At 68.7% G+C, this 22,419-nt stretch carries 14 protein-coding genes; 7 read left to right on the top strand and 7 right to left on the bottom strand.

Going from position 1 to position 22,419, the window contains the following annotated elements:
- The first annotated feature begins 40 nt into the window (after nucleotides 1-40).
- Nucleotides 41-2,716, top strand: coding sequence for a DNA polymerase I (polA, locus tag KDB89_RS09445; RefSeq protein WP_219080486.1), 2,676 nt, complete (start codon nucleotides 41-43; stop codon nucleotides 2,714-2,716).
- On the opposite strand, the gene KDB89_RS09440 is transcribed toward polA, so the two are convergent.
- On the bottom strand, nucleotides 2,717-3,382 hold the full coding sequence (locus tag KDB89_RS09440) for a class F sortase (RefSeq protein WP_219080484.1): 666 nt from the start codon (nucleotides 3,380-3,382) through the stop codon (nucleotides 2,717-2,719).
- 204 nt (nucleotides 3,383-3,586) lie between these two features.
- On the opposite strand from KDB89_RS09440, the gene rpsA reads away from it, so the two are divergent.
- The 4 genes from rpsA to KDB89_RS09420 all read left to right on the top strand — a co-directional run bounded on the left by rpsA (nucleotide 3,587) and on the right by KDB89_RS09420 (nucleotide 9,825).
- Nucleotides 3,587-5,023 carry a 30S ribosomal protein S1 gene (gene rpsA / locus KDB89_RS09435; RefSeq protein WP_219080482.1) on the top strand — a complete coding sequence of 479 codons (1,437 nt, stop codon included), beginning with the start codon at nucleotides 3,587-3,589 and terminating at the stop codon, nucleotides 5,021-5,023.
- Between the two features lie 484 nt (nucleotides 5,024-5,507).
- Nucleotides 5,508-7,523 carry a DUF222 domain-containing protein gene (locus tag KDB89_RS09430; protein ID WP_219080481.1) on the top strand — a complete coding sequence of 672 codons (2,016 nt, stop codon included), beginning with the start codon at nucleotides 5,508-5,510 and terminating at the stop codon, nucleotides 7,521-7,523.
- A 263-nt stretch (nucleotides 7,524-7,786) separates the two neighbouring features.
- Nucleotides 7,787-8,383 carry a dephospho-CoA kinase gene (gene coaE, locus KDB89_RS09425; protein WP_219080479.1) on the top strand — a complete coding sequence of 199 codons (597 nt, stop codon included), beginning with the start codon at nucleotides 7,787-7,789 and terminating at the stop codon, nucleotides 8,381-8,383.
- A gap of 92 nt (nucleotides 8,384-8,475) precedes the next feature.
- On the top strand, nucleotides 8,476-9,825 hold the full coding sequence (locus KDB89_RS09420) for an anaerobic C4-dicarboxylate transporter family protein (RefSeq protein WP_219080477.1): 1,350 nt from the start codon (nucleotides 8,476-8,478) through the stop codon (nucleotides 9,823-9,825).
- Between the two features lies 1 nt (nucleotide 9,826).
- Here KDB89_RS09420 and uvrB read toward each other — a convergent pair whose 3' ends face one another.
- From uvrB to KDB89_RS09405, 3 genes are read right to left on the bottom strand one after another with little or no spacing between them, the layout of a single operon-like run.
- The gene (uvrB, locus tag KDB89_RS09415; protein WP_219080475.1) at nucleotides 9,827-11,887 is read right to left on the bottom strand and encodes an excinuclease ABC subunit UvrB; all 2,061 of its coding nucleotides are present in this window, start codon (nucleotides 11,885-11,887) and stop codon (nucleotides 9,827-9,829) included.
- A gap of 51 nt (nucleotides 11,888-11,938) precedes the next feature.
- Nucleotides 11,939-12,448 (bottom strand): LppU/SCO3897 family protein, encoded by a 510-nt coding sequence (locus tag KDB89_RS09410; RefSeq protein ID WP_219080473.1) that lies wholly within the window; start codon nucleotides 12,446-12,448, stop codon nucleotides 11,939-11,941.
- Between the two features lie 26 nt (nucleotides 12,449-12,474).
- Nucleotides 12,475-13,158: a maleylpyruvate isomerase family mycothiol-dependent enzyme gene (locus KDB89_RS09405; RefSeq protein ID WP_219080471.1), complete on the bottom strand. Its 684-nt coding sequence runs from the start codon at nucleotides 13,156-13,158 to the stop codon at nucleotides 12,475-12,477.
- A gap of 25 nt (nucleotides 13,159-13,183) precedes the next feature.
- On the opposite strand from KDB89_RS09405, the gene uvrA reads away from it, so the two are divergent.
- Nucleotides 13,184-16,030, top strand: coding sequence for an excinuclease ABC subunit UvrA (uvrA, locus tag KDB89_RS09400; protein WP_219080469.1), 2,847 nt, complete (start codon nucleotides 13,184-13,186; stop codon nucleotides 16,028-16,030).
- A gap of 13 nt (nucleotides 16,031-16,043) precedes the next feature.
- On the opposite strand, the gene KDB89_RS09395 is transcribed toward uvrA, so the two are convergent.
- Complete coding sequence (locus KDB89_RS09395) at nucleotides 16,044-16,691, bottom strand: hypothetical protein (RefSeq protein ID WP_219080466.1); 648 nt, start codon at nucleotides 16,689-16,691, stop codon at nucleotides 16,044-16,046.
- A gap of 62 nt (nucleotides 16,692-16,753) precedes the next feature.
- On the opposite strand from KDB89_RS09395, the gene uvrC reads away from it, so the two are divergent.
- A complete protein-coding gene (uvrC, locus tag KDB89_RS09390; protein ID WP_219080465.1) occupies nucleotides 16,754-18,673 on the top strand; it encodes an excinuclease ABC subunit UvrC in 1,920 nt (639 codons plus the stop codon).
- Nucleotides 18,674-18,683: 10 nt separating this feature from the next.
- Here the strand turns inward: uvrC and KDB89_RS09385 are convergent, their stop codons facing one another.
- Together KDB89_RS09385 and KDB89_RS09380 are read right to left on the bottom strand one after the other, a co-directional pair.
- Complete coding sequence (locus tag KDB89_RS09385) at nucleotides 18,684-20,450, bottom strand: CHAP domain-containing protein (RefSeq protein ID WP_255555867.1); 1,767 nt, start codon at nucleotides 20,448-20,450, stop codon at nucleotides 18,684-18,686.
- Between the two features lie 89 nt (nucleotides 20,451-20,539).
- Complete coding sequence (locus KDB89_RS09380; RefSeq protein WP_219080461.1) at nucleotides 20,540-22,282, bottom strand: CHAP domain-containing protein; 1,743 nt, start codon at nucleotides 22,280-22,282, stop codon at nucleotides 20,540-20,542.
- Nucleotides 22,283-22,419: the final 137 nt, after the last annotated feature.

Genomic DNA, 22,419 nt, shown 5'->3' with positions numbered 1-22,419 from the left:
GCCGGTCCTCGGCCGACGGCCCATTCGGTAGGCTCGGCGTGTGACTGACGCGCCAAGACTGCTGCTGATCGACGGCCACTCCGTGGCCTACCGGGCGTTCTACGCCCTTCCGGTGGAGAACTTCGCCACCAGCACGGGGCAGCACACCAACGCCGTGTTCGGGTTCACCTCCATGCTGATCAACGTGCTGCGCGACGAGCGACCCACCCACCTTGCCGTCGCGTTCGACGTTGCCAGGCAGTCGTTCCGCACCGAGGAGTACCCCGAGTACAAGGGCACGCGCGCCAAGTCACCCGAGGAGTTCACGGGACAGGTGACCCTCATCAAGGAGGTCCTCGACGCGCTCAACGTCGCCCACCTGGAGCTGCCGGGCTACGAGGCGGACGACATCATCGCGACGATGTCGACGCGCGCCGAGTCCGAGGGGTTCGACGTGTCGATCGTCACCGGCGACCGCGATGCCATGCAGCTCGTGACCGACCACGTCACGGTTCTCTACCCGCGCAAGGGTGTCTCGGACCTCGCGCGGATGACCCCTTCCACCGTGGAGGAGAAGTACCTCGTCCCGCCCGCCCGCTACCCGGAGCTCGCGGCGCTGGTGGGGGAGACCAGCGACAACCTCCCCGGGGTGCCCGGCGTCGGGCCGAAGACTGCGGCGAAGTGGCTGACCGCCTACGACGGGCTGGACAACATCGTCGCCCGCGCAGAGCAGATCCCCGGCAAGGCGGGCGCCTCGCTGCGCGAGCACCTGGGCGACGTGGTGCGGAACCGGCGGCTCAACGCGCTGGTGCGCGACCTCCAGCTCGACACGACGGTGGCGGCGACGGAGCGGCACGACTGGGACCGTGCGCGCGTGCACGAGCTGTTCGACGCGCTGGAGTTCCGGGTCCTGCGCGAGCGGCTGCTGGAGCTCGCGCCCGCGGAGGAGACGCAGGCCGAGGCCTTCGAGGTGCGTGGCGGTCCGCTCGCCCCGGGCGCCGTCGGTGCCTGGCTGGAGGCGCATGCCTCAGGGCCGACGGCCGCGGAGTTCGTCGGCCACTGGGGCTCCGGCACCGGCGACGTGACAGGCATCGCGCTGGCCGCGGGCGACGGCGAGGGTGCCTGGCTCGACACCGCGGCGCTGACCCCGGCCGACGACGCGGCCCTGGCCGCCTGGCTCGCGGACCCGTCGCGCGCGAAGTACGTGCACGGCGCCAAGGGCCCGATGCTGGCCTGCTGGGCCCGCGGCTGGGAGCTGCGCGGCGTCGCCGTCGACACGCTGCTCGCCGCGTACCTGGTGCGCCCCGACCAGCGCGCCTACGACCTGGCCGACCTCTCGCTCAGGCTGCTGAACCGCGACCTGAGCCTCGCCGCCGACACCACGCAGGACCCGCAGGCCGCCTTCGACTTCGACGAGGACTCCGACCGCGACGCCGAGGCCGCGCTGCTGCGCTCGCGCGCCGTGTTCGACCTCGCAGGAGCGCTGGAGGGCCAGCTCGAGGAGCAGGGCGCCGCCAGCCTGATGACGCAGGTCGAGCTGCCCGTGCAGGTGAGCCTCGCGCGCATGGAACGCACCGGCGTCGCCGTCGACCGCGGCCGGCTCGAGGCGCTGCGCGACGAGTTCGACGCCAGCGTGACCGCGGCCCAGCAGGCCGCCTGGGACGTGCTGGGCCACGAGGTGAACCTCGGCTCGCCCAAGCAGCTCCAAGGCGTGCTGTTCGACGAGCTGGACATGCCGAAGACCCGCCGCACCAAGTCCGGGTACACCACGGACGCGGAGGCGCTTGAGGGGCTGTTCGCGAAGACCGCGCACCCGTTCCTCGGTCACCTGCTCGCGCACCGCGACGCGATCCGGCTGCGCCAGACTGTCGACGGGCTGCTGGCCGCCGTCGCCGATGACGGCCGCATCCACACCACCTACGTGCAGACGATCGCCGCCACCGGCCGCCTGTCGTCCACGGACCCGAACCTGCAGAACATCCCGATCCGCACCGCGGTCGGCCGCCGGATCCGCTCGGCGTTCGTGCCGGGGGAGGGCTTCGAGTCGCTCATGTCGGCCGACTACTCGCAGATCGAGATGCGCATCATGGCGCACGCATCCGGCGACGCCGGCCTCATCGACGCATTCACATCAGGCCGCGACTTCCACGGCGAGATGGCGTCGCTGGTGTTCGGCGTCGCGCCCGAGGACGTCACGGGCGAGATGCGCGCCCGCATCAAGGCCATGAACTACGGCCTGGCCTACGGGTTGAGCGCCTTCGGACTCAGCAACCAGCTGAAGATCTCCGTCGGCGAGGCCAAGGCCCTGATGGAGGACTACTTCGCCCGCGTCGGGGGCGTGCACGCCTACCTCGCGGGCATCGTCGACGAGGCGCGCCGCACCGGCTACACCGAGACGATGCTCGGTCGCCGCCGCTACCTGCCCGACCTGACGAGCAGCAACCGGCAGCGCCGCGAGATGGCGGAGCGGGCCGCCCTGAACTCACCGATCCAGGGGTCGGCGGCCGACGTCATCAAGGTCGCGATGATCAACCTCGACCGGGCCATCTCCGAGTCGGGACTGGCCAGCCGCGTGCTGCTGCAGGTGCACGACGAGCTCGTGCTCGAGGTCGCACGGGGTGAGCAGGAGGCCGTCGCCGACATCGTGCGGCGCGAGATGACCGGGGCCTTCGACCTGTTGGTGCCGCTCGACGTGTCCGTCGGCGTCGGCCAGGACTGGGAGTCCGCGGCCCACTGATCAGTCCTCGGCGCCGCCGATCGGGTCGAAGTGGAAGAACACCCGCGAATCCCAGTCGGTGCCGTCGAAGTCCCAGCAGATGATGATGGCGAGCCGCGGCTCCCCGTCGAAGTCGACCATCAGGTCCGAGTCGGGGTCGTAGTCCGCGACCGCGATCTTGGTGGCAGCCGTGAACCCGTAGCACTGCACGGCGCCGTCCGGTCCCGTCAGACGGAGCACGTCGCCGGGGCTGAGCTGCGGCTGCCCGTCGGCGAACAGCTCGTTCCCGACGGCCCCGCCGTTGCGGTACGTGTGGATCGTGAGGACGACCTGCCCCTCGCCGCTGCCCGGCTCCGGGCCCCCGCTCCACCAGGACGCCATCCGCGGCTCGTCGAGCGGTGGGGCGGCGATGCTGCCGGACGCGTCGAGGTCGAGGGCGACGACGGGCTCGTCCACGCCCAGCGCCTCGATGCTGTAGCGATCCGGCACGAAGCCCTCGCCTGCGGGTGAGCAGCCGTCGGGGGGCGCCGAGGAGGAGGGTGCGGGCGCCGGCGTGGACGACGACGCGGCGGGAGAGGGTGACGGACCTGCGTCCTGCCCGATGTGCTTAGTTTCCTCGGAGGCAACCCCCCACACGGCGAGGGCGAGGACCAGCAGGCCCACGACGAGCAGAACGAGTCGGGGCAAGGTACTCTTCCGGCTGTCCGGGCCGTGGCGCGGCTGGGTCACGGCCCCAGCTTAGGCCCCGCGCCGGCACTCGCCAGCCAGGTTGACCCTCGCGGCACGCCTGGGTATCCTAGGGGGGCACTCTGGCCTGCATTGCCTCGGACGGAGCAGGGAGTGCTGTAAAGGGCCAGAACGCGAGACTTTTCTCATTCGGAGCCCTACTACATGACCTCCTCTACTGAGGCCTCGACTGTCGCAGTCGACGACATTGGCACTCCCGAGGCTTTCCTGGCCGCGGTCGACGCCACCATCAAGTACTTCAACGACGGGGACATCGTGTCCGGCACCGTCGTCAAGGTCGATCGGGACGAGGTCCTGCTCGACATCGGTTACAAGACCGAAGGCGTCATCCCCTCGAAGGAGCTGTCGATCAAGCACGACGTCGACCCGTTCGACGTCGTCAAGGTCGGCGACGAGATCGAGGCGCTCGTCCAGCAGAAGGAGGACAAGGAGGGTCGCCTGATCCTGTCCAAGAAGCGTGCTCAGTACGAGCGCGCCTGGGGCACGATCGAGAAGATCAAGGAAGAGGACGGCGTCGTCACCGGCTCCGTCATCGAGGTTGTCAAGGGTGGCCTCATCGTTGACATCGGTCTTCGTGGCTTCCTGCCCGCCTCGCTCGTCGAGATGCGTCGCGTCCGCGACCTCCAGCCCTACGTGGGCATGGAGCTCGAGGCCAAGATCATCGAGCTCGACAAGAACCGCAACAACGTGGTCCTGTCGCGTCGTGCGTGGCTCGAGCAGACCCAGTCCGAGGTCCGCCACACGTTCCTCACCCAGCTCCAGAAGGGCCAGATCCGCAAGGGTGTCGTGTCCTCGATCGTCAACTTCGGCGCCTTCGTCGACCTTGGCGGCGTCGACGGCCTCGTGCACGTCTCCGAGCTGTCCTGGAAGCACATCGACCACCCGAACGAGGTTGTCGAGGTCGGCATGCCCGTCACGGTCGAGGTCCTCGAGGTGGACATGGACCGCGAGCGCGTGTCCTTGTCGCTGAAGGCGACCCAGGAGGATCCGTGGCAGACCTTCGCGCGTCTGCACCAGATCGGCCAGATCGTGCCCGGCAAGGTCACCAAGCTCGTCCCGTTCGGCGCGTTCGTCCGCGTCGGCGAGGGCATCGAGGGCCTGGTCCACGTGTCCGAGCTCGCCGAGCGTCACGTCGAGATCCCCGAGCAGGTCGTCTCCGTCGGTGACGAGCGCATGGTCAAGGTCATCGACATCGACCTCGAGCGTCGCCGCGTCTCCCTGTCGCTCAAGCAGGCCAACGAGGGCGTCGACGTCCAGTCCGACGACTTCGACCCGCTGCTGTACGGCATGCAGGCGTCCTACGACGACCAGGGCAACTACATCTACCCCGAGGGCTTCGATCCGGAGACCAACGAGTGGAAGGAAGGCTACGACGAGCAGCGTGCAGCCTGGGAGGCCCAGTACGCCGAGGCCCACGCCCTGTGGGAGCAGCACAAGCGTCAGGTCGAGACCGCCGAGGTCGCCGAGCGCGATGCGGCCGTCGACGCCGGCACCGGCTACACCACTGAGACCTCCACCGAGGGCTCGCTGGCTTCGGACGAGTCGCTGCAGGCTCTCCGCGAGAAGCTCGCCGGCAACTGAGTTCCTGACTCACCAGAGCTGAGGCGCCGATCCCTTCGGGGATCGGCGCCTCAGCCGTTTGCGGCCACCCCGGTTCCCTGAGCCCCGGTTCCCTGAGCCCCGGTTCCTGAGCTTGCCCGGCTCCCTGAGTGTGCCCGGTTCCTGAGCTTGCCCGGCTCCCTGAGCTTGCCCGGTTCCTGAGCTTGCCCGGCTCCCTGAGTGTGCCCGGTTCCCTGAGCTTGTCGAAGGGCCCTGAGCGAAGCGAAGGGAAGTCCGGTCCCCTGAGCCCACCCCGGTTCCCACCCACCCCCGTCCCCCTTTCCGGCACAAAGATGCCTATACCGGGACCGCTGCAACATGGGAACAGCGGCCCGGAAATACGCATCGTTGTGCACGGAATCGAGGAGGCCCCGGGGAAAGTGACAGCCGACGACGACCACGCGGCTTGTGGATAATTCAGACGGGCGTGCGAAAAGTGTCGGTGGCGGGTCGTAGCGTTAGTGTCATGGAAAGCAGGCGACGCGACGACTCCCGGCAGGCGACCAACCGCCTCCGCGCAGGTGTCGCCCTGCGCCGCAGTGGCGAGGCCGAGGAACTGGAGGCCATCTGCGACCTCGCCCTGGCCTACCGCCTGGACGAGGCGGACCTGCTGGATTACGGGACCGAGATCTACCGGGACCGCGACACGAAACTCACCGAGAAGCTGGTCCACCCCGGCGGGGAAGGCACCCCGAGTGTGTCGGAGTTCCTGGCGATGGAGGTCGCCGCGTTGCTGCGGTGTTCCCAGACCGCGGCGATCGAGAAGATCGCCTCCGCCCTGAACTTGAAGTATCGCCACCCGATGCTGTTCGAGGCCGTGATCAACGGTGAAGTCGAATCGTGGCTCGCAGCCAGGGCCGCGTGGTTGTGTCGGGACCTGGATCCGATGCAGGCCGAGACCGTCACCGCGCGCTGGCTGCCCAGGCAGTACGGGCTGGTCCCCAGCGCCGCGCTGGGGGAACTGAAGAAGCTGATCATCCGCGTCGACGCGGCCGCCGCGCGGGAGCGGGAGGCCGAGGCCCGGGCGCGGCGTGGGGTGTGGCTGCGCGATCTGGAGCCGGGTGTCACGAGCATCGGCGGGCGCCTTGATGTGTTGGACGGCAGGATCGTCGACGAACGCCTGCACCGAATCTCTGAACGACTGCGGGACCGGTATCCGGGGTTGGATCATTCAGCGCGGCGGGCGAAGGCCCTGTCCCTGGCGATGAACCCAGACCTGCTGCTCACCATCCTCTCCGCCGACCAGCCCGCCCTCAGCATCGACTGGGACAGTCCCTGCAGCGAGTCGGACATCGGCACGGCCGCACGGCCCTCAGTCCTCGAGCTGCCGCTGGCAGTGGAGCCACCTGACGAGGACGAGGAGCCCCCGTTCCCTGACGATGAGCCTCCCGACTGGCAGCCACCCGACGATCCACGGCTGGATCACTCGGTTGGGGGTGGTCCTTTCGCTTCGCTCAAGGCGCCTCGACAGGCATGTGCTGAGCCCCGTCGAAGTGCTCGGCGACCCGACACTTCACCTGAGTCGGACCGGTTCCCTGAGCCGCCCCCGTTCCCTGAGCCGCCCCCGTTCCCTGAGCCGACCCAGCCCCCTGAGCCGACCCGGTTCCCTGAGCTCGTCGAAGGGCGCCGAGCGGAGCGAGGCGAGACACGGGACACGTCGCGACCCGACCGGTTCCCTGAGCCGCCGCTCCGGTTCCCTGAGCCGCCCCAGCCCCCTGAGCCGCCTTACCGGTTCCCTGAGCTCGTCGAAGGGCGCCGAGCGGAGCGAGGCGAGGACCCACCGCCCCACGCAGTGCGTTCCGATATGGCCAGCGTTGACGAGACGCTCGACCGGAGCCGGGACCCTTCGCTGCGCTCAGGGCGCTTCGACAGGCTCAGCGAGCCGTCGTCCCCGCTGCCGAGGGTGGAGATCGTCGTGCACATCACCGCCGACGCGGACGGAACCCTTGACCTGGTCGCATCGGTCGAGCGCGCCGACACCCTGACCACCGCGCTGCTCGGCGAGTTGCTCGGAGACGGGTACCGCAACGGGGAGATCATCCTGAAGGTCCAGCCCGTCATCGACCTGAACAACATGGAGCCGGCCGACGGGTACCGGCCGACTCGGCGGATGCGCAAAGCGTTGCGGCTGCTGCGACCCACGGAGGCTTTCCCGTTCTCCACCCGCACCCGCCGCCTGGACATCGACCACAACACCACCTATCAGCCCGGTCGCCCCGGCCAGACCCGGCTGGACAACCTGGCCCAGCTCTGCCGCCGCGTCCACCGTGGCAAGACCAAGGGCGCCTGGGTGCTGAATCAGATCGCGCCGGGCCACTTCCGGTGGACCAGCCCCCTGGGTTACGTGTACGAGGTCACCAGCGGCGGCGCGTGGCTGGAATGCACCCCCGACCTCGGCCCACAGCTCAGCCCCGTCGAGAGGACCATCCAGGACTGGTGCGACACCATCGCCGACGCCACAGACCTCGCACGCTGCGGCTGACAGCCTCCGTCCAGCACGGAGCGGCTGACTTCCCTTCGCTGCGCTCAGGGCACCTCGACAAGCTCGGCGAACCGGGATGGGTACCTCGACAAGCTCGGCGAACCGGGATGGGTACCTCGACAAGCTCGGCGAACCGGGATGGGCACCTCGACAGGTGTGCTGAGCTGGTCGAAGTGCTCAACGAACCGGTTCCCTGAGCTGGTCGAAGGGCTCGGCGAACCGGGATGGGCACCTCACGACCGAGCACGGCTAGGCTGACGCGCATGCCATGCATCGCGCTGACCGGGGGGATCGCCTCCGGCAAGTCCACCGTCGCCGAGCTGTTCCGCGAGTTGGGGGCCGTGATCATCGACTCGGACGTGCTGGCCCGCGAGGTCGTCGAGCCGGGGACCGAGGGACTGGCCCTGGTCGCGGAGCGCTTCGGGCCGATGGTGCTCCGACCCGACGGGGCTCTCGACCGCGCCCGGCTGGGGGAGCTGATCTTCGCGGACGAGGACGCCAGGGCGGACCTCAACGCGATCATCCACCCGCGCGTGCGGGTTGCCTCGCAGGAGCGGGAGGCCGGCGCACCGGTCGGATCCGTCGTGCTGCATGTCATCCCCCTGCTGCTGGAGTCGGGGCTCGTCGGCGGCTTCCGGCATGTGGTCGTCGTCGACCTGCCCGAGGATGAGCAGCTGACCCGGTTGATGGAGCGCAACGGACTCACGCTCGAGCAGGCGTACGCGCGGCTGCGGGCCCAGGCCGCCCGTGACGAGCGGCTCGCGGTGGCCTCGTGGGTGATCGACAACTCTGGCTCGCTGGAGGAGACGGCGAGCCAGGTCATCGGCCTCTGGAACGGGCCGATCGCCTCGCTGCCCTGAGCCTGCGGGGAACCGGCCCGCTGCTAGATTCCCCGTGACGGTGCCCCGCAGCGGTCCTGCTCCGAGGATCACCGCCGGAGAGGTCGCTTGCGATGACCATCAACCTCATCCTCGAGGCGCTCGTCATGCTGGGCGCGATAGCCATGGGCACCCGGTCGGGTGGCGTGGGGGTCGGGCTGTGGGGCGGGCTCGGGACCTTCGTGCTGGTGTTCGTGTTCCGCGAGGCGCCCGGCAGCCCTCCTACCGACGCCGTCGCGATCATCCTCGCCGTGGTCACCACGGCTGCGCTGATGCAGGCGGCGGGTGGGATCGACTGGATGGTCGCCGTCGCGGCCCGGGTGATCGAGAAGCGGCCGCGCCAGATCACGCTCATCGCCCCCCTTACCGCGTTCCTGTTCTCGGTCGGGGCCGGGACGGGCAACATCATCTACCCGCTGCTGCCGGTCATCTACGACGTCTCCTACCGGAACAACATCAGGCCGGCGCGCCCGCTGAGCGTGACCGTCGTCCAGTCGGCCATCGCGCTGGCGGCCTCGCCGGTCTCCGCCGCGATGGCGGCCATGCTCACGCTTACCTACGTGGAGCCGTACAACCTCGGCCTCGGCCAGATCCTCGCGATCACCGTGCCCGCGTGCGTGATCGGGATCGTGGTGACGGCCCTGGTGGTGAACCGGATGTGGCCAGAGCTCGACGACGACCCGGACGTGCAGGCGAGGATCGCGTCGGGGGAGTTGGCGCCGCCCAGTTCCGACGACGGCGAATCCGCCGCGAGCAGGCTCACCTTCACCTCCCGCGGGCGCGCCTCGGCAGTCGTCTTCCTGCTCGGCGTCGTGGCCGTGGTGTTCTTCGGGATCTTCCCCGGGCTCCGGCCGGACGTCGCATCCGGTGACGGCACGGCACCCGTCGGGATGACCACGACGATCGTCCTTGTCATGTTCACGGTCGGCGTGCTCATCCTCCTGGTCGGCAGGCCGGACGTGGCGACGGTGCCGGACCAGTCGGTCTTCAAGGCGGGCATGATCTCCGCCATCGCGTTGCTCGGGATCGCCTGGCTGACGGCGACCTTCATCTCTGCGCACGAGGCCTACATCATCGACACCATCGGCGGGCAGGTGACGCAGTGGCCGTTCATGCTGGCGCTCGCGGTGTTCCTCGTGGCGGCCCTGACCACGAGCCAGTCGACCGCCACCCGCACGATCGTGCCGATCGGGCTGGCCGCGGGCATGCCCGCGGGCCTCGTCACGGGGCTGTGGGTCGGCGGCCTCGGCGGCATCTACACGCTGCCGGCCAACGGCACGCAGATCGCGGTCGCCAACTTCGACCTCACCGGCACCACGAAGCTCGGCACGAAGCTGGTGGATCACAGCTTCTTCGTGCCGATGCTCATCCTCAGCGTGACCACCACCGCGGCGGGCGCCCTCATCGGCGTGCTGCTCTTCTAGGTCAGCGGGTGGCCTCCACCATGCCGCGGAGCTCCTTCTTCAGGTCGGAGATCTCGTCGCGGTGGCGGGCTGCCACCTCGAACTGCAGCTCGGCGGCGGCCCGGTGCATCTGCGCGGTGAGGTCCTCGATCAGCTGGGCCAGCTCGGACTGGGCCATCGACGACGCGTCGAGGCCGCGTCCCGGCTTCTTCGAGCCCGACGTGGTGGCGAGCAGCTCGTCGGTGTCGGCGTCCTCGCGGGCCAGCATCTCGGTCACGTCGGCGATGCGCTTGCGCAGCGGCTGCGGGTCGATGCCGTGCTCGGTGTTGTAGGCGACCTGGATCTCGCGGCGTCGGTTCGTCTCGTCGATGGCCGCCTCCATCGACGGCGTGATCTTGTCCGCGTACATGTGGACCTGGCCCGCGACGTTACGGGCGGCGCGGCCGATCGTCTGGATCAGCGAGCGTTCGGAGCGCAGGAAGCCCTCCTTGTCGGCGTCGAGGATGGCCACCAGAGACACCTCGGGAAGGTCGAGTCCCTCGCGCAGCAGGTTGATGCCCACCAGCACGTCGTACTCGCCGAGCCGCAGCTCGCGCAGCAGCTCGATGCGCCGGATGGTGTCGATGTCGGAGTGCAGGTACCGGGTGCGGATGCCGTGGTCCATCAGGTAGTCCGTCAGGTCCTCGGCCATCTTCTTTGTCAGCGTGGTGACCAGCACGCGCTCGTTGCGCTCCACGCGGAGCGTGACCTCGGCCATCAGGTCGTCGATCTGGCCGCGCGTCGGCTTCAGCACGACCTCGGGGTCGACCAGGCCGGTGGGGCGGATGATCTGCTCGACGAAGCCGCGGCTGCGCTCCATCTCGTACGGGCCGGGGGTGGCGGAGAGGTACACCGTCTGCCCGATCCGCTCGACGAACTCGTCGAACTTCAGCGGCCGGTTGTCGATGGCGCTCGGCAGCCGGAAGCCGTGCTCCACCAGGGTGCGCTTGCGTGACGCGTCGCCCTCGTACATGCCGCCGATCTGCGGGATGGTGACGTGCGACTCGTCGACGACCAGCACGAAGTCCTCGGGGAAGTAGTCGAGGAGACACGACGGCGCGGAGCCGGCCGTCCGGCCGTCGATGTGGCGCGAGTAGTTCTCGATGCCGGAGCAGGTGCCGATCTGCCGCATCATCTCGATGTCGTAGCTCGTGCGCATCCGCAGGCGCTGGGCCTCCAGCAGCTTGCCCTGCTCCTCGAACTCGGCGAGCCGCTCGGCCAGCTCCTTCTCGATGCCGCCGATGGCCCGGTCCATCCGCTCGGCTCCCGCGGAGTAGTGCGTCGCCGGGAAGACGTAGGCCTCGGACTCCTCGAGGATCACGTTGCCCGTCAGGGGGTGGATGGTGGTGATGCGCTCGACCTCGTCGCCGAACATCTCCACCCGAAGGGCGTTCTCCTCGTACATCGGGTAGATCTCGAGCGTGTCGCCCTTCACCTTGAACGTGCCGCGGCCGCCGCCGATGTCGTTGCGCGCGTACTGGATGTCCACCAGATGCCGCAGCAGCCGGTCGCGGTCGTACTCCTCACCGACGCGCAGCGTGACGCGCTGCTGCAGGTACTCCTCGGGGGTGCCCAGTCCGTAGATGGCCGACACCGTGGCGACCACGATCACATCGCGCCGGGTCAGCAGCGAACTGGTGGCCGCGTGCCGCATCCGCTCCACCTCCTCGTTCAACGAGGAGTCCTTCTCGATGTAGGTGTCCGTCTGCGGGAGGTAGGCCTCGGGCTGGTAGTAGTCGTAGTACGACACGAAGTACTCGACGGCGTTGTTGGGCATCAGGTCCCGCAACTCGTTCGCGAACTGGGCCGCCAGGGTCTTGTTCGGTTGCATCACGAGGATCGGGCGCTGCAGGCGCTCCGCGAGCCAGGCGACCGTCGCCGTCTTGCCGGTGCCCGTCGCACCCAGGAGCACGACGTCCTTCTCTCCGGCCTCGATGCGCTCCTCCAGCTCGTCGATGGCCTTCGGCTGGTCCCCGGACGGCGAGAACTGGGAGATGACTTCCAGCGGCGCCACCTGGCGCTGCAGTTCCTCGATCGGTCGCATGCCACCAACCTAGTCCGCCGCACCGACAGATTCGCTGAGGGGCGAAGCCCGTCAGGTCACCAGGCGGATGCAGTACGTGCGGGCGGGGGACGTCAGGTTCCACGGCTCGGCAGGCGACACGCACGACCCGTTGTTGTTGTTCACCACGGAGTCGACGACGAAGTCGGCCGCCGCGCAGTCGGTCGTCACCGCGTAGAGGGAGAGCGAGTCGTCGACGATCGTGTAGCACGACCCCTCCGCGAATTGCGGGACGAGGCACGCGGTCTTGTCCGTCGTCGTGGTGTCCCCACGCGTGGACTGCAGCTCGTAGGAGATCCCCTCTGCGCAGTCGGCGGACCCGTCGTGTACCTCCGCGACCAGGTAGGAGTACGTCGAGGCGTCGTCGCAGTCGACGACCTCGTGGTCGAGTTCATCCTCACCTGTGATGGTGATGCACTCGCCCACGGAGGGAACGGCGGCCGGGGCAAGGCGCTGGTAGACGAAGAACCCCGCCGCGAGCAGCACCGCCACTGCCACCACGATGGCGGCGATGCTGACCCTCGAGAGCCTGGGCTGCGTCATGTCGCGACGCTAGCAGCCCTCCCGGATCAGGCCCGGTAGATGCGGGGGGACTCGGTGCCGCGGGCCAGCCAGGCGAGCAGGTCGCCCGCCGGCCCGTGCATCTCGATGCCGTCGCCGATGCGGCCGACCACGCCCGTGTAGCCCTCGTCCGCGACGACCTTCAGGGGCGGGTAGTCGCCGCTGCGGCCGATGCGGTCGACCTGGAAGCGCAGCAGCTCGACGGCGATGGCGGCGGGCAGGTCGCGGGGCTCGAAGTTGGGGGCGAGATCCATGTGGTGCAGGACCACCTCGCTCAGGCGTGCCAGCGGCAGCCGCCGGAAGGGAAGCCGGTAGCCGGCACGCAGCTCGACGGGGCGCGCGTCGAACTCCAGCTCGGGCAGCTCCACCTGCAGCGTGCTCGCGCTGGTGTCGAGGCGGATCTGCAGGTCGAGTCCGCTGGCGAGCGCGCCGAGTTCGATCGACCGGCGCTTCGCCGCATCGGACTCGTACAGCCGCTGCTCGATGCCCTGCCGGAGGCCCTCGATCACCCGGATCATGGCCATGGCGCCGTCGGCCAGATGCGCCGCCACGTGGCTGCGGGTCCAGCCGCTCAGCGCCGTCGGGCGGGCCCAGTCCTCGTCGGTGAAGCCGATGGTGGACCCCAGCAGGAGCGAGGTCTGCTCGCGGACCGAGTCGACCACCTGGGGGAACGTGGCACGATCGGTGGGCATGTGCCAAACGTAGCAAAGACGTACGATGGCGGGCGTGACTGATCGGCTCGTAGTGCGGGGTGCCCGCGTCCATAACCTGAAGAACGTGTCGCTGGACCTGCCGCGCGACGCCCTCATCGTCTTCACGGGACTGAGCGGATCGGGCAAGTCGTCGCTGGCCTTCGACACGATCTTCGCCGAGGGACAGCGACGCTATGTCGAGTCGCTGTCGGCGTACGCACGCATGTTCCTGGGGCAGATGGACAAGCCCGACGTCGATTTCATCGAGGGCCTCTCGCCCGCCGTGTCGATCGACCAGAAGTCGACCAGCCGCAACCCCCGCTCGACGGTGGGCACCATCACCGAGGTCTACGACTACCTGCGCCTGCTCTACGCGCGCGTCGGCATCCCCCACTGCGAGGTGTGCGGTGCCGTGATCGGCAAGCAGACGCCGCAGCAGATCGTCGACCGGCTCATGGCGATGGAGGAGGGGACCCGCTTCCAGATCCTCGCGCCGCTGGTGCGCGGGCGGAAGGGCGAGCACGCCGAGCTGTTCCGCCAGCTGAGCGGCGACGGGTACAGCCGCGTCCGCATCGACGGCGACACCTATCCGCTGGGCGAGACCCCGAAGCTGGACAAGAACCGCAAGCACGACGTCGAGGTCGTCGTCGACCGCGCCGTCGTGAGACCGTCGGCGAAGCAGCGCATCACCGAGTCCGTCGAGACCGCCCTGGGGCTGGCCGGCGGCGTCGTCACCATCGACTTCGTGGATCTGCCTTCCGACGATCCGGAGCGCGAGCGCCGGTTCTCGGAGAAGATGGGCTGCCCGAACGAGCACGACGTCGACATCGACGAACTCGAGCCGCGCCAGTTCTCGTTCAACGGCCCCTGGGGCGCGTGCCCCGAGTGCTCCGGCCTCGGCACGCTGCTCGATCCCGACCCCGAGCTGATCATCCCGAACGACGACCTCACCCTCGCCGACGGCGCCATCGCACCCTGGACCACGCCGACGATCAAGCAGCACTACGAGCACGTCCTGGAGTCGCTGGCCGCCGAGCACGGGTTCGCGATGGACACGCCCTGGCGCAAGCTCCCGGTCGGCGCCCGATCGGTCCTCCTGCACGGCGCGAAGGGCAACGTCGTCGTCAGCTACCGCAACCGCTTCGGCCGGGTCCGCTCCTACTCGCAGAAGTACGAGGGAGTCATCCCGTTCATCCGCCGACGCTACGACGAGGCGGAGACCGACTCGGCCCGCGACCGTTGGGGCGGCTACATGCGCGAGGTGAACTGCCCGGCCTGCGGCGGCGCCAGGCTCAAGCCGTCGTCGCTGTCCGTCACCGTGGCCGGGCGCACCATCGCCGAACTGGCCGACCTGTCGATCGGGGAGGCGGCGGCCTTCCTCGGGGAGCTGGAGCTCACGCCCCGCGAGGCGGCCATCGCGGCTCGCCTGATCAAGGAGATCAACGCCCGCCTGACATTCCTGCTCGACGTCGGGCTGGACTACCTCACGCTGTCGCGCGCCGCCGGGACGCTGTCGGGCGGCGAGGCACAGCGCATCCGGCTCGCCACGCAGATCGGGTCCGGCCTCGTCGGCGTGCTGTACGTGCTCGACGAGCCCTCGATCGGCCTGCACCAGCGCGACAACCTCCGCCTCATCGAGACGCTGCACCGGCTGCGCGACCTCGGCAACACGCTCATCGTCGTCGAACACGACGAGGACACCATCCGCGCCGCGGACTGGGCGGTCGACATCGGCCCCGGGGCGGGCGAGGGCGGCGGCGAGGTCGTCGTGTCCGGCACGGTCGAGGAGCTGCTCAGCAGCCCGGACTCCAAGACCGGCGCGTACCTCGCCGGCCGGCTCGCGATCCCCGTCCCGACGGTGCGCCGGCCGGGCAACGGGAAGAAGATCGTCGTGCGCGGGGCCCGCGAGCACAACCTCAGGGGCGTCGACGTCACCTTCAACCTCGGCCAGTTCATCGCCGTCACGGGCGTGTCGGGCTCCGGCAAGTCGTCGCTGGTCAACTCGATCCTCTACACCGCGGCCGCCAAGGCCATCTACGGGGCGAAGGCCGTGCCGGGCAGGCACAGGTCACTCGACGGGCTGGCGAACATCGACAAGGTGATCCAGGTCGACCAGTCGCCCATCGGCCGCACGCCGCGCTCCAACCCGGCCACCTACACGGGGGTCTTCGACAAGATCCGCGCCCTGTTCGCGCAGACGCCGGAGGCGAAGGTCCGCGGCTACCTGCCGGGGCGGTTCTCCTTCAACGTCAAGGGCGGCCGCTGCGAGAACTGCATGGGCGACGGCACGATCAAGATCGAGATGAACTTCCTGCCGGACGTCTACGTCCCGTGTGAGGTGTGCCACGGCGCGCGCTACAACCGAGAGACGCTCGAGGTGCACTACAAGGGCAGGACGATCGCCGAGGTGCTCGACATGCCGATCAGCGAGGCGGTGGAGTTCTTCAGCTCCATCAACTCGATCGCCCGGTACCTGCGCACGCTGACGGAGGTGGGGCTGGGCTACGTCCGGCTCGGGCAGCCCGCCACCACGCTGTCCGGCGGCGAGGCGCAGCGCGTCAAGCTGGCGGCAGAGCTGCAGAAGCGCTCGACGGGCCGCACGCTGTACGTGCTCGACGAGCCCACCACCGGCCTGCACTTCGAGGACATCTCGCGGCTGCTCACCGTCCTGCAGCGCCTCGTCGACAACGGCAACACCGTGGTGACGATCGAGCACAACCTCGACGTCATCAAGTCGGCGGACTGGGTGATCGACATGGGGCCCGACGGCGGATCCCGCGGCGGCACCGTCGTGGCGACCGGCACCCCGGAGGAGGTGGCCGCGAACCCGGAGTCGGCCACCGGAGCGTTCCTCAGGCCGCTGCTGGCCTGACCGGGGGAGGGACTCAGCTCGGGATCATCGGGCGCATCGACTCGGGGCAGATGCGCCGAGCGGCGAACTTTCCGCCCCAGAAGAGGCCGACGCCGATGAGCAGGAACGGGAGCGCCTGCAGCACGATCCCGAGGTAGCCGTGTTGCAGCATGGGCACCGAGTCGGCCGCGTAGGCGACCATGCCGTCGTTGCCGCCCTCGCAGGTCACCTGGTAGCGCCCGGCCGTAGCGTCGAACCGCCAGGTGCTGAGCGGCGGGTCGCCGTCCAGCGTCCAACCCTCGAGGTCGACCGGCAGGCCGGTGTCGGCGCTGACGACGCTGCACGCGGGCAGTTCCCCGCCCTCGGTCTGGGCCAGCGCGTAGCTGCCGTCGGTGGCGATCGAGATGGACCCGTCGGCCCCCGGGACGTGCCGGGTGGCCAGGTACTCGTTGGCGATCGTGGTGAACGAGCTCGCCACCAGCGCGACGCCCATCGCGATCAGGCCGACCGCCAGCACCGTCGTGGCGACCCTGACCAGGAACGCGATGCGGCGACGCTTCGCGAACCGCGCGAAGTCCGCCCGGTAGGCGCGCTGCACCGCCTCGCGCTCCACCGCGTCGTCGAAGTGGAAGTCGACGGTGTGCGCGCCGGCCGCGGGGGCCCGGTCGTCGAGGATACCCATGGCCGGATTCTACGCCCGGGAGGGGACGGGGCGCCGCCGGGCTGCGGCCTACTATGGGCGCCATGGCCGACCCCGCGACGTACCGTCCCGCCCCCGGGACCATCCCGACCGATCCGGGCGTCTACCGGTTCTTCGACGCCTTCGGCAACGTCATCTACGTCGGCAAGGCCAAGAACCTGCGGCAGCGGCTGAACTCGTACTTCGCCGACCCGGCCGGCCTCCACTTCCGCACCCAGACCATGGTGCGGACCGCCTCGAAGGTCGAGTGGATCGTCGTCGCGAACGAGCTGGAGGCGCTCCAGCTCGAGTACACGTGGATCCAGCAGTTCGACCCGCGCTTCAACGTGAAGTACCGCGACGACAAGTCGTACCCGTGGCTCGCCGTCACGATGGCCGACGAGTTCCCGCGCGTGTTCGTCGGGCGTGGCGCCAAGAAGCGCGGCACCCGCTACTTCGGGCCTTTCGGGCAGGCCTGGGCCATCCGGGAGACGGTCGACCTGCTGCTGCGCGTCTTCCCGATGCGCTCCTGCACGCAGGGTGTCTTCAACCGCGCCCGTTCCTCGGGCCGCGCGTGCCTGCTCGGCGACATCGGCAAGTGCAGCGCCCCGTGCGTGGGGCGGGTCAGCCCCGAGGAGCACCGCGGGATCGCCGAGGACTTCTGCTCGTTCATGGGCGGCAACACCGGCGGGATCATCGGGCGGATCGAGCGCGAGATGTACCAGGCGTCCGCGGACCTGAACTTCGAGAAGGCCGCCGTGCTGCGCGACTCGCTCTCCGCCCTCAAGCGGGTGCAGGAGAAGAACTCCGTCGTGCTCAAGGAGGGCGTGCGTGCCGACGTGGTGGGCTTCGCCGACGACGGCCGCCAGGTCGCCGTGCAGGTCTTCCACGTCGTCGACGGCCGCATCCTGGGGGAGCGCGGCTGGATCGCCGACCGCGCCGACGACACCCCCATCACGGAACTGCTCGAGGCCTTCCTCCGCCAGCTCTACGCCGAGGACCAGGAGATCCCGCCGAAGATCTACTCGTCGGTCGAGGCCGAGCCGGAGCTGGAGGCCCTCCTCACCGTCCGGCGGGGCGCCAACGTCGCGATCACGGTGCCGCTGCGCGGCGCCAAACGGGCGCTGCTCGACACGGCCGTGCGCAACGCGGAGGAGAACCTCGCGCAGGCCAAGCTGAAGCGCTCGACGGACCTGGACGCGCGCAACACGGCGCTGACCGAGATCGCGGAGGCGGTCGGCCTCACCGAGCCGCCCCTGCGCATCGAGTGCTACGACATCTCCCACACCATGGGCACCGAGGTCGTCGGCTCCATGGTGGTGTTCGAGGACGGCATGCCGAAGAAGAGCCAGTACCGGCGCTTCATCATCAAGACCTTCGAGGGCAGCAACGACGTCGCGGCCATGGATGAGGTGCTCTCGCGTCGGCTGCGCCGACTCCTCGACGAGCGGAACTCGGATGTGCACGTCGACGCGACGACGGGTGAGGCGGCGAAGTTCGCCTACGCGCCGGCGCTGATCGTCGTCGACGGCGGCCTGCCGCAGGTCAACGCCGCGAACGCGGTACTGGAGCGGTTCGGGCTCGACTCCGAGATCGCGCTCGTCGGCCTGGCGAAGCGGCTGGAGGAGGTGTGGCTGCCGGGGGAGGAGTACCCGGTCATCATGCCGCGCGCCTCCGAGGGCCTCTATATGCTGCAGCGGCTGCGCGACGAGGCCCACCGCTTCGCCATCACGCACCACCGCTCCCGACGCGCCAAGCACGTCGTGGAATCGGTGCTCGACGACGTGCCCGGCCTCGGCGAGCTGCGCCGCAAGGCCCTGCTCACCTACTTCGGGTCGCTGCGGAAGCTCCGGCAGGCCAGCGAGGCCGAGATCGCGGAGGTGCCGGGCTTCGGCCCGACGCTGGCCGCGGCCGTCAAGGCCGCCGTCGCCGACACCGGTGGCGAGGCGATCAACCTCACCACCGGCGAGGTCACCGAGGTCTAGGCGTACCGGGTCAGGACGCGATCTTCGCCGTGGCCGCGGTGCTCTTGAACACCGTCTTGTATCCGGTGCGCTTGTAGCTCACCTTGGCCTTGATCTTCGCCGCCTTGTCCTTCGACGACAGGGTGTAGGTCTTGCTCGTGCCGGACTTGACCTTCTTGCCATCCCGATACCAGGTGACGGCAATGCTCTTACCGCTGCCACTCCAGGTGCCAGTGTGGACGGTCAGCTTCTTGCCGACCCTCGTGGTTCCGGTGATGTGGGGAGTCGAGCTGACCGTCTGGGTGCCGAGGGCGACCTTAGCGGTGGCCTTGGAAGCGACGGTTGTGGTGGTGTAGCCGGTCAGCGTGGCCTTGACCTTCACGGTGATCTTGGTGTTGTAGTCCTTGGGCGTCACGGTGTAGGTGGACTTGGTGGCTCTGGTGATGGCTGTTCCATTGCGATACCAGCGGTAGGTGTAGCTCGCGGACGGCGAGAAGACTGCCTTGGCGGTCAGCTTCTTTCCGACCCGGGCTGTTCCCGAAATCGTTGCGCTCGCCTTGGTAAATGGCCCGTCGGCAATTGTGACGGTTCCCTGCCCAATCAGTTTGTTCCCGCCTTGCCCCACATTGATCGCGTAGACATAGACAGGCTGTGCTCCGCGCTTGGTTGTCTTGAACGTGAAGTCATACCCGGCCTTCGTTCCTGCCCATGGGTACAGCTTCGCGACATCGGGTCGTGAAATGCCAGTCGTTCCCGAGCTGCTGTCGGTACCGGCGCTACCCGCTGGTGCGCCCACGTAGACGTGGATCGCGATGCTGCTGGATCCGCTGCTCGCATCGGCTGCCCACCCGCGGACGTGCACCTTTCCGCCGGGTGAGTCGAGATCGTCCAGATTCCCGATGGGATCGGGGCTGGAAATCGTCACAGTAGCCTGGCCGATCAGCGGGTTGTGGCCGGTGGGCTGATTGATCGCGTACAGGTACACGGTCTGCGTGCCGCGCAGGTTGGTGGTGAAGGTTGTCGAGTAGCCGTGGTTGTTGCCGGTACCGCTGTAGGCCTGGCCCACGTCGTTCCTCTCGACTGAGGCCGTGCCCAGGTCGTGCCCTTCGCCACCGCTGCCTGCAGGTGCGCCGACGTAGGCATGGACGCGGATCGGAGTGGTCGGTACCGATCTGTCGATCGCCCAGCCCTTCACTGTGATCTCGCCAGCGCCGCCCTTGGCAGAGTCAAGAGCTCCGAACGGTGTCGCGTTTCCAACGTGGATGAAGCCGGATACCTCGCTGATCCTGTAGGTGCGCCAGTCGAAGTCGCCTCCGTAGTTGTCCTCGGAGACGACGAACGTGCCAGCCGCCGAGTTCACGGATTCGACATAGGCGACATGGCCTTCGCCCCCGATGGCGGCCGAGGACCACCATGCAACATCTCCGACGGCGGGGTTGTCCTTGGACACAGACAGGCCCTTGGCGGCTGCCTGGGAACCCCAGGATGTTGCGTTGCCGACCCCCGGCGTGATGAACTGGCCGATTCCGTTCTGCTGCATCCGGTAGGCCACGTAGTTCGTGCAATTGTGTCCGGCGTACTGACGCCAGAACGAAGTGGTGTAGACCGAGGAGTACCCGGCGTTCCCGTAACCGGCGCTTGCACATGCAGAGAATCCGGTGCACAGCTTACTGAGCCAAGTCACCGCGTGGGCTGTGGGCGAAAGAGTTGTCAAGAGAGTCAGTGCGAGGATAAGGCTGGCGACCCAGCCTTTCCGCCTGGTGGTGCTTTGGTGCGCGCTGGTACGCGAAGTTGCCATGATATTGATCCCCCATCAATGAACGGCCACAACCTGGGTAGAGGGTATCGTGGGGATGACTTGAGGCACAAGAGATTCTCTAGTGCTTTTCAGCTCGCGATCTTCGCCGTCGCCGGAGTGCTCTTGAACACCGTCTTGTATCCGGTGCGCTTGTAGCTCACCTTGGCCGTGATCCGGGTGCCCTTGTCCTTCGAGGTCAGGGTGTAGGTCTTGCTGGTGCCGGCCTTGAAACGGACGCCGTCGCGGTACCAGGTGACCCCGAGGGCGCGCCCGTTGTCCTGCCACCTCCCAGTGTGGACCGTCAGCTTCTTCCCGACCAACGTGCTGCCGGTGAACCGCGGGTTGGACCGGATCGTGTACGTGCCCAGCGCGACCTTCGACGTGCCGGCAGACGTGACCGTCTTCGTGACGTAGCCGACCATCGCGCCCCTGGCCTTGACCTTGATCACGGCGCCGACGTCGGTCGGGGTGAGCGTGTAGGTGGCGGCGGTGGCGCCGGAGATCTTCTTCCCGTCGCGGTACCACTGGTAGGTGAGGTCGACGGCCGGCGAGAACGACGGCCCGGCCGAGAGTGTCTTCCCCACCCGGACGGTCCCGGAGATCGCCACCGACGCGGTGAACTCCAGCGGGTCGGGGATCGTGACCGTGCCCTTGCCGATCAGCGCGTCGGCGCCCGGACCGGTGTTGACGGCGTAGACGTAGACGCCCTGCCTACCGCGCTTCGAGGTCACGAAGGTCGTGTCGTACCCGGAGATCGTGCCCGCCCCCGAGAGGGCCTTCGCCGCGGCGGTGCTCTTCGAACCCGTGGTCGTGGTGGCGACCTCGGCCGTCGAGCTACCCTGCTTCCCGCCCACGTAGACCTGCACCTGCAGCGACGACGTCGGGGCGTTCGGGTCCGCGGCCCAGCCCGCGACCCGGACCTGGGAGGGGAGCGTCTCCAGCGTGTCGACGGAGCCGACGGGGTCGGGGTCGGCGATCGAGACCGTGCCCGACCCGATCAGTGGGTTGGTGCCGCTCGGGCTGTTCACGGCGTAGACGAAGACCTTCTGCCTGCCTTTCAGTTCCGTGGTGAGGGTCGCCTTGAAGCCGTGGTTCTTCCCCGTCCCTGTGTAGATGGCGCCGATCTCCGAGCGCTTGAGGTTGGCTACCAGGTCGTGGCGCTCGCCCGTGCCGACGGGGCCACCGATGTAGACGCGGACCTTCAGCGCGCCCGTGGGCTTGTCCATGTCGATGGTCCAGCCGCGCACGGTCACCTGGCCGGTGCCGGCCTTGAGGTCGTTGAGCTCGCCGAACGGGGTCTTGTTGCCGACGTGGATGAAGCCGGAGACCTCGGAGATCCTGTAGGTCCGCCAGGAGAAGTCGCCGCCCCAGCTGTCCTGGGAGACGACGAAGGTGCCGGCTGACCGGTTGACCGACTCGACGTAGGCGACGTGTCCCGACGAGCCCATCAAGGTGTTGTCCCACCAGGCCACGTCGCCGACCTCCGGGTTGAGCTTGTCGACCTGCACGCCCTTCTTCCTGGCCTGGGCGCCCCAGGTGGTGGCGTTGCCCGACCCCGGCGTGATGAACTGGGTGATGCCGTTCTGGATCATCCGGTAGGCCACGTAGTTCGTGCAGTTGTGGCCCCTGTACTGGCCCCAGTGCGACGTGGTGTAGACGCCGGAGTACGCGGCGTTGCCGTAGCCAGACGAGGAGCAGCCCGTGAAGCCTGTGCAGATCTTCGGGTACCAGGTCAGCGCAGCCGCGGTGCCCGCGGGCAGCACGCCGAGGCTGAGCACGAGCGCGACCAGCAGGCTGACGATCAGTCGGGTCGCGGTGGAGATGCGGCGCATGGGGATCCTGTCGGCTCGGGGTCCTCTGCGAGACGCCGCCCCCCGAGGGTGCCTCGACGGTCAGCACCCTACGTACGCCCCGGCACGGAAGGCAACGGGATCCCTCCCCATCCCTCAAGGGGTGGTTGAACCTTTGA

The sequence above is a fragment of the Tessaracoccus palaemonis genome, from assembly GCF_019316905.1.
Taxonomy (GTDB): Bacteria; Actinomycetota; Actinomycetes; order Propionibacteriales; family Propionibacteriaceae; genus Arachnia; species Arachnia palaemonis.
Note: the sequence above shows the minus strand (reverse complement) of the source record. Positions and strands in the feature narration are given on the sequence as shown.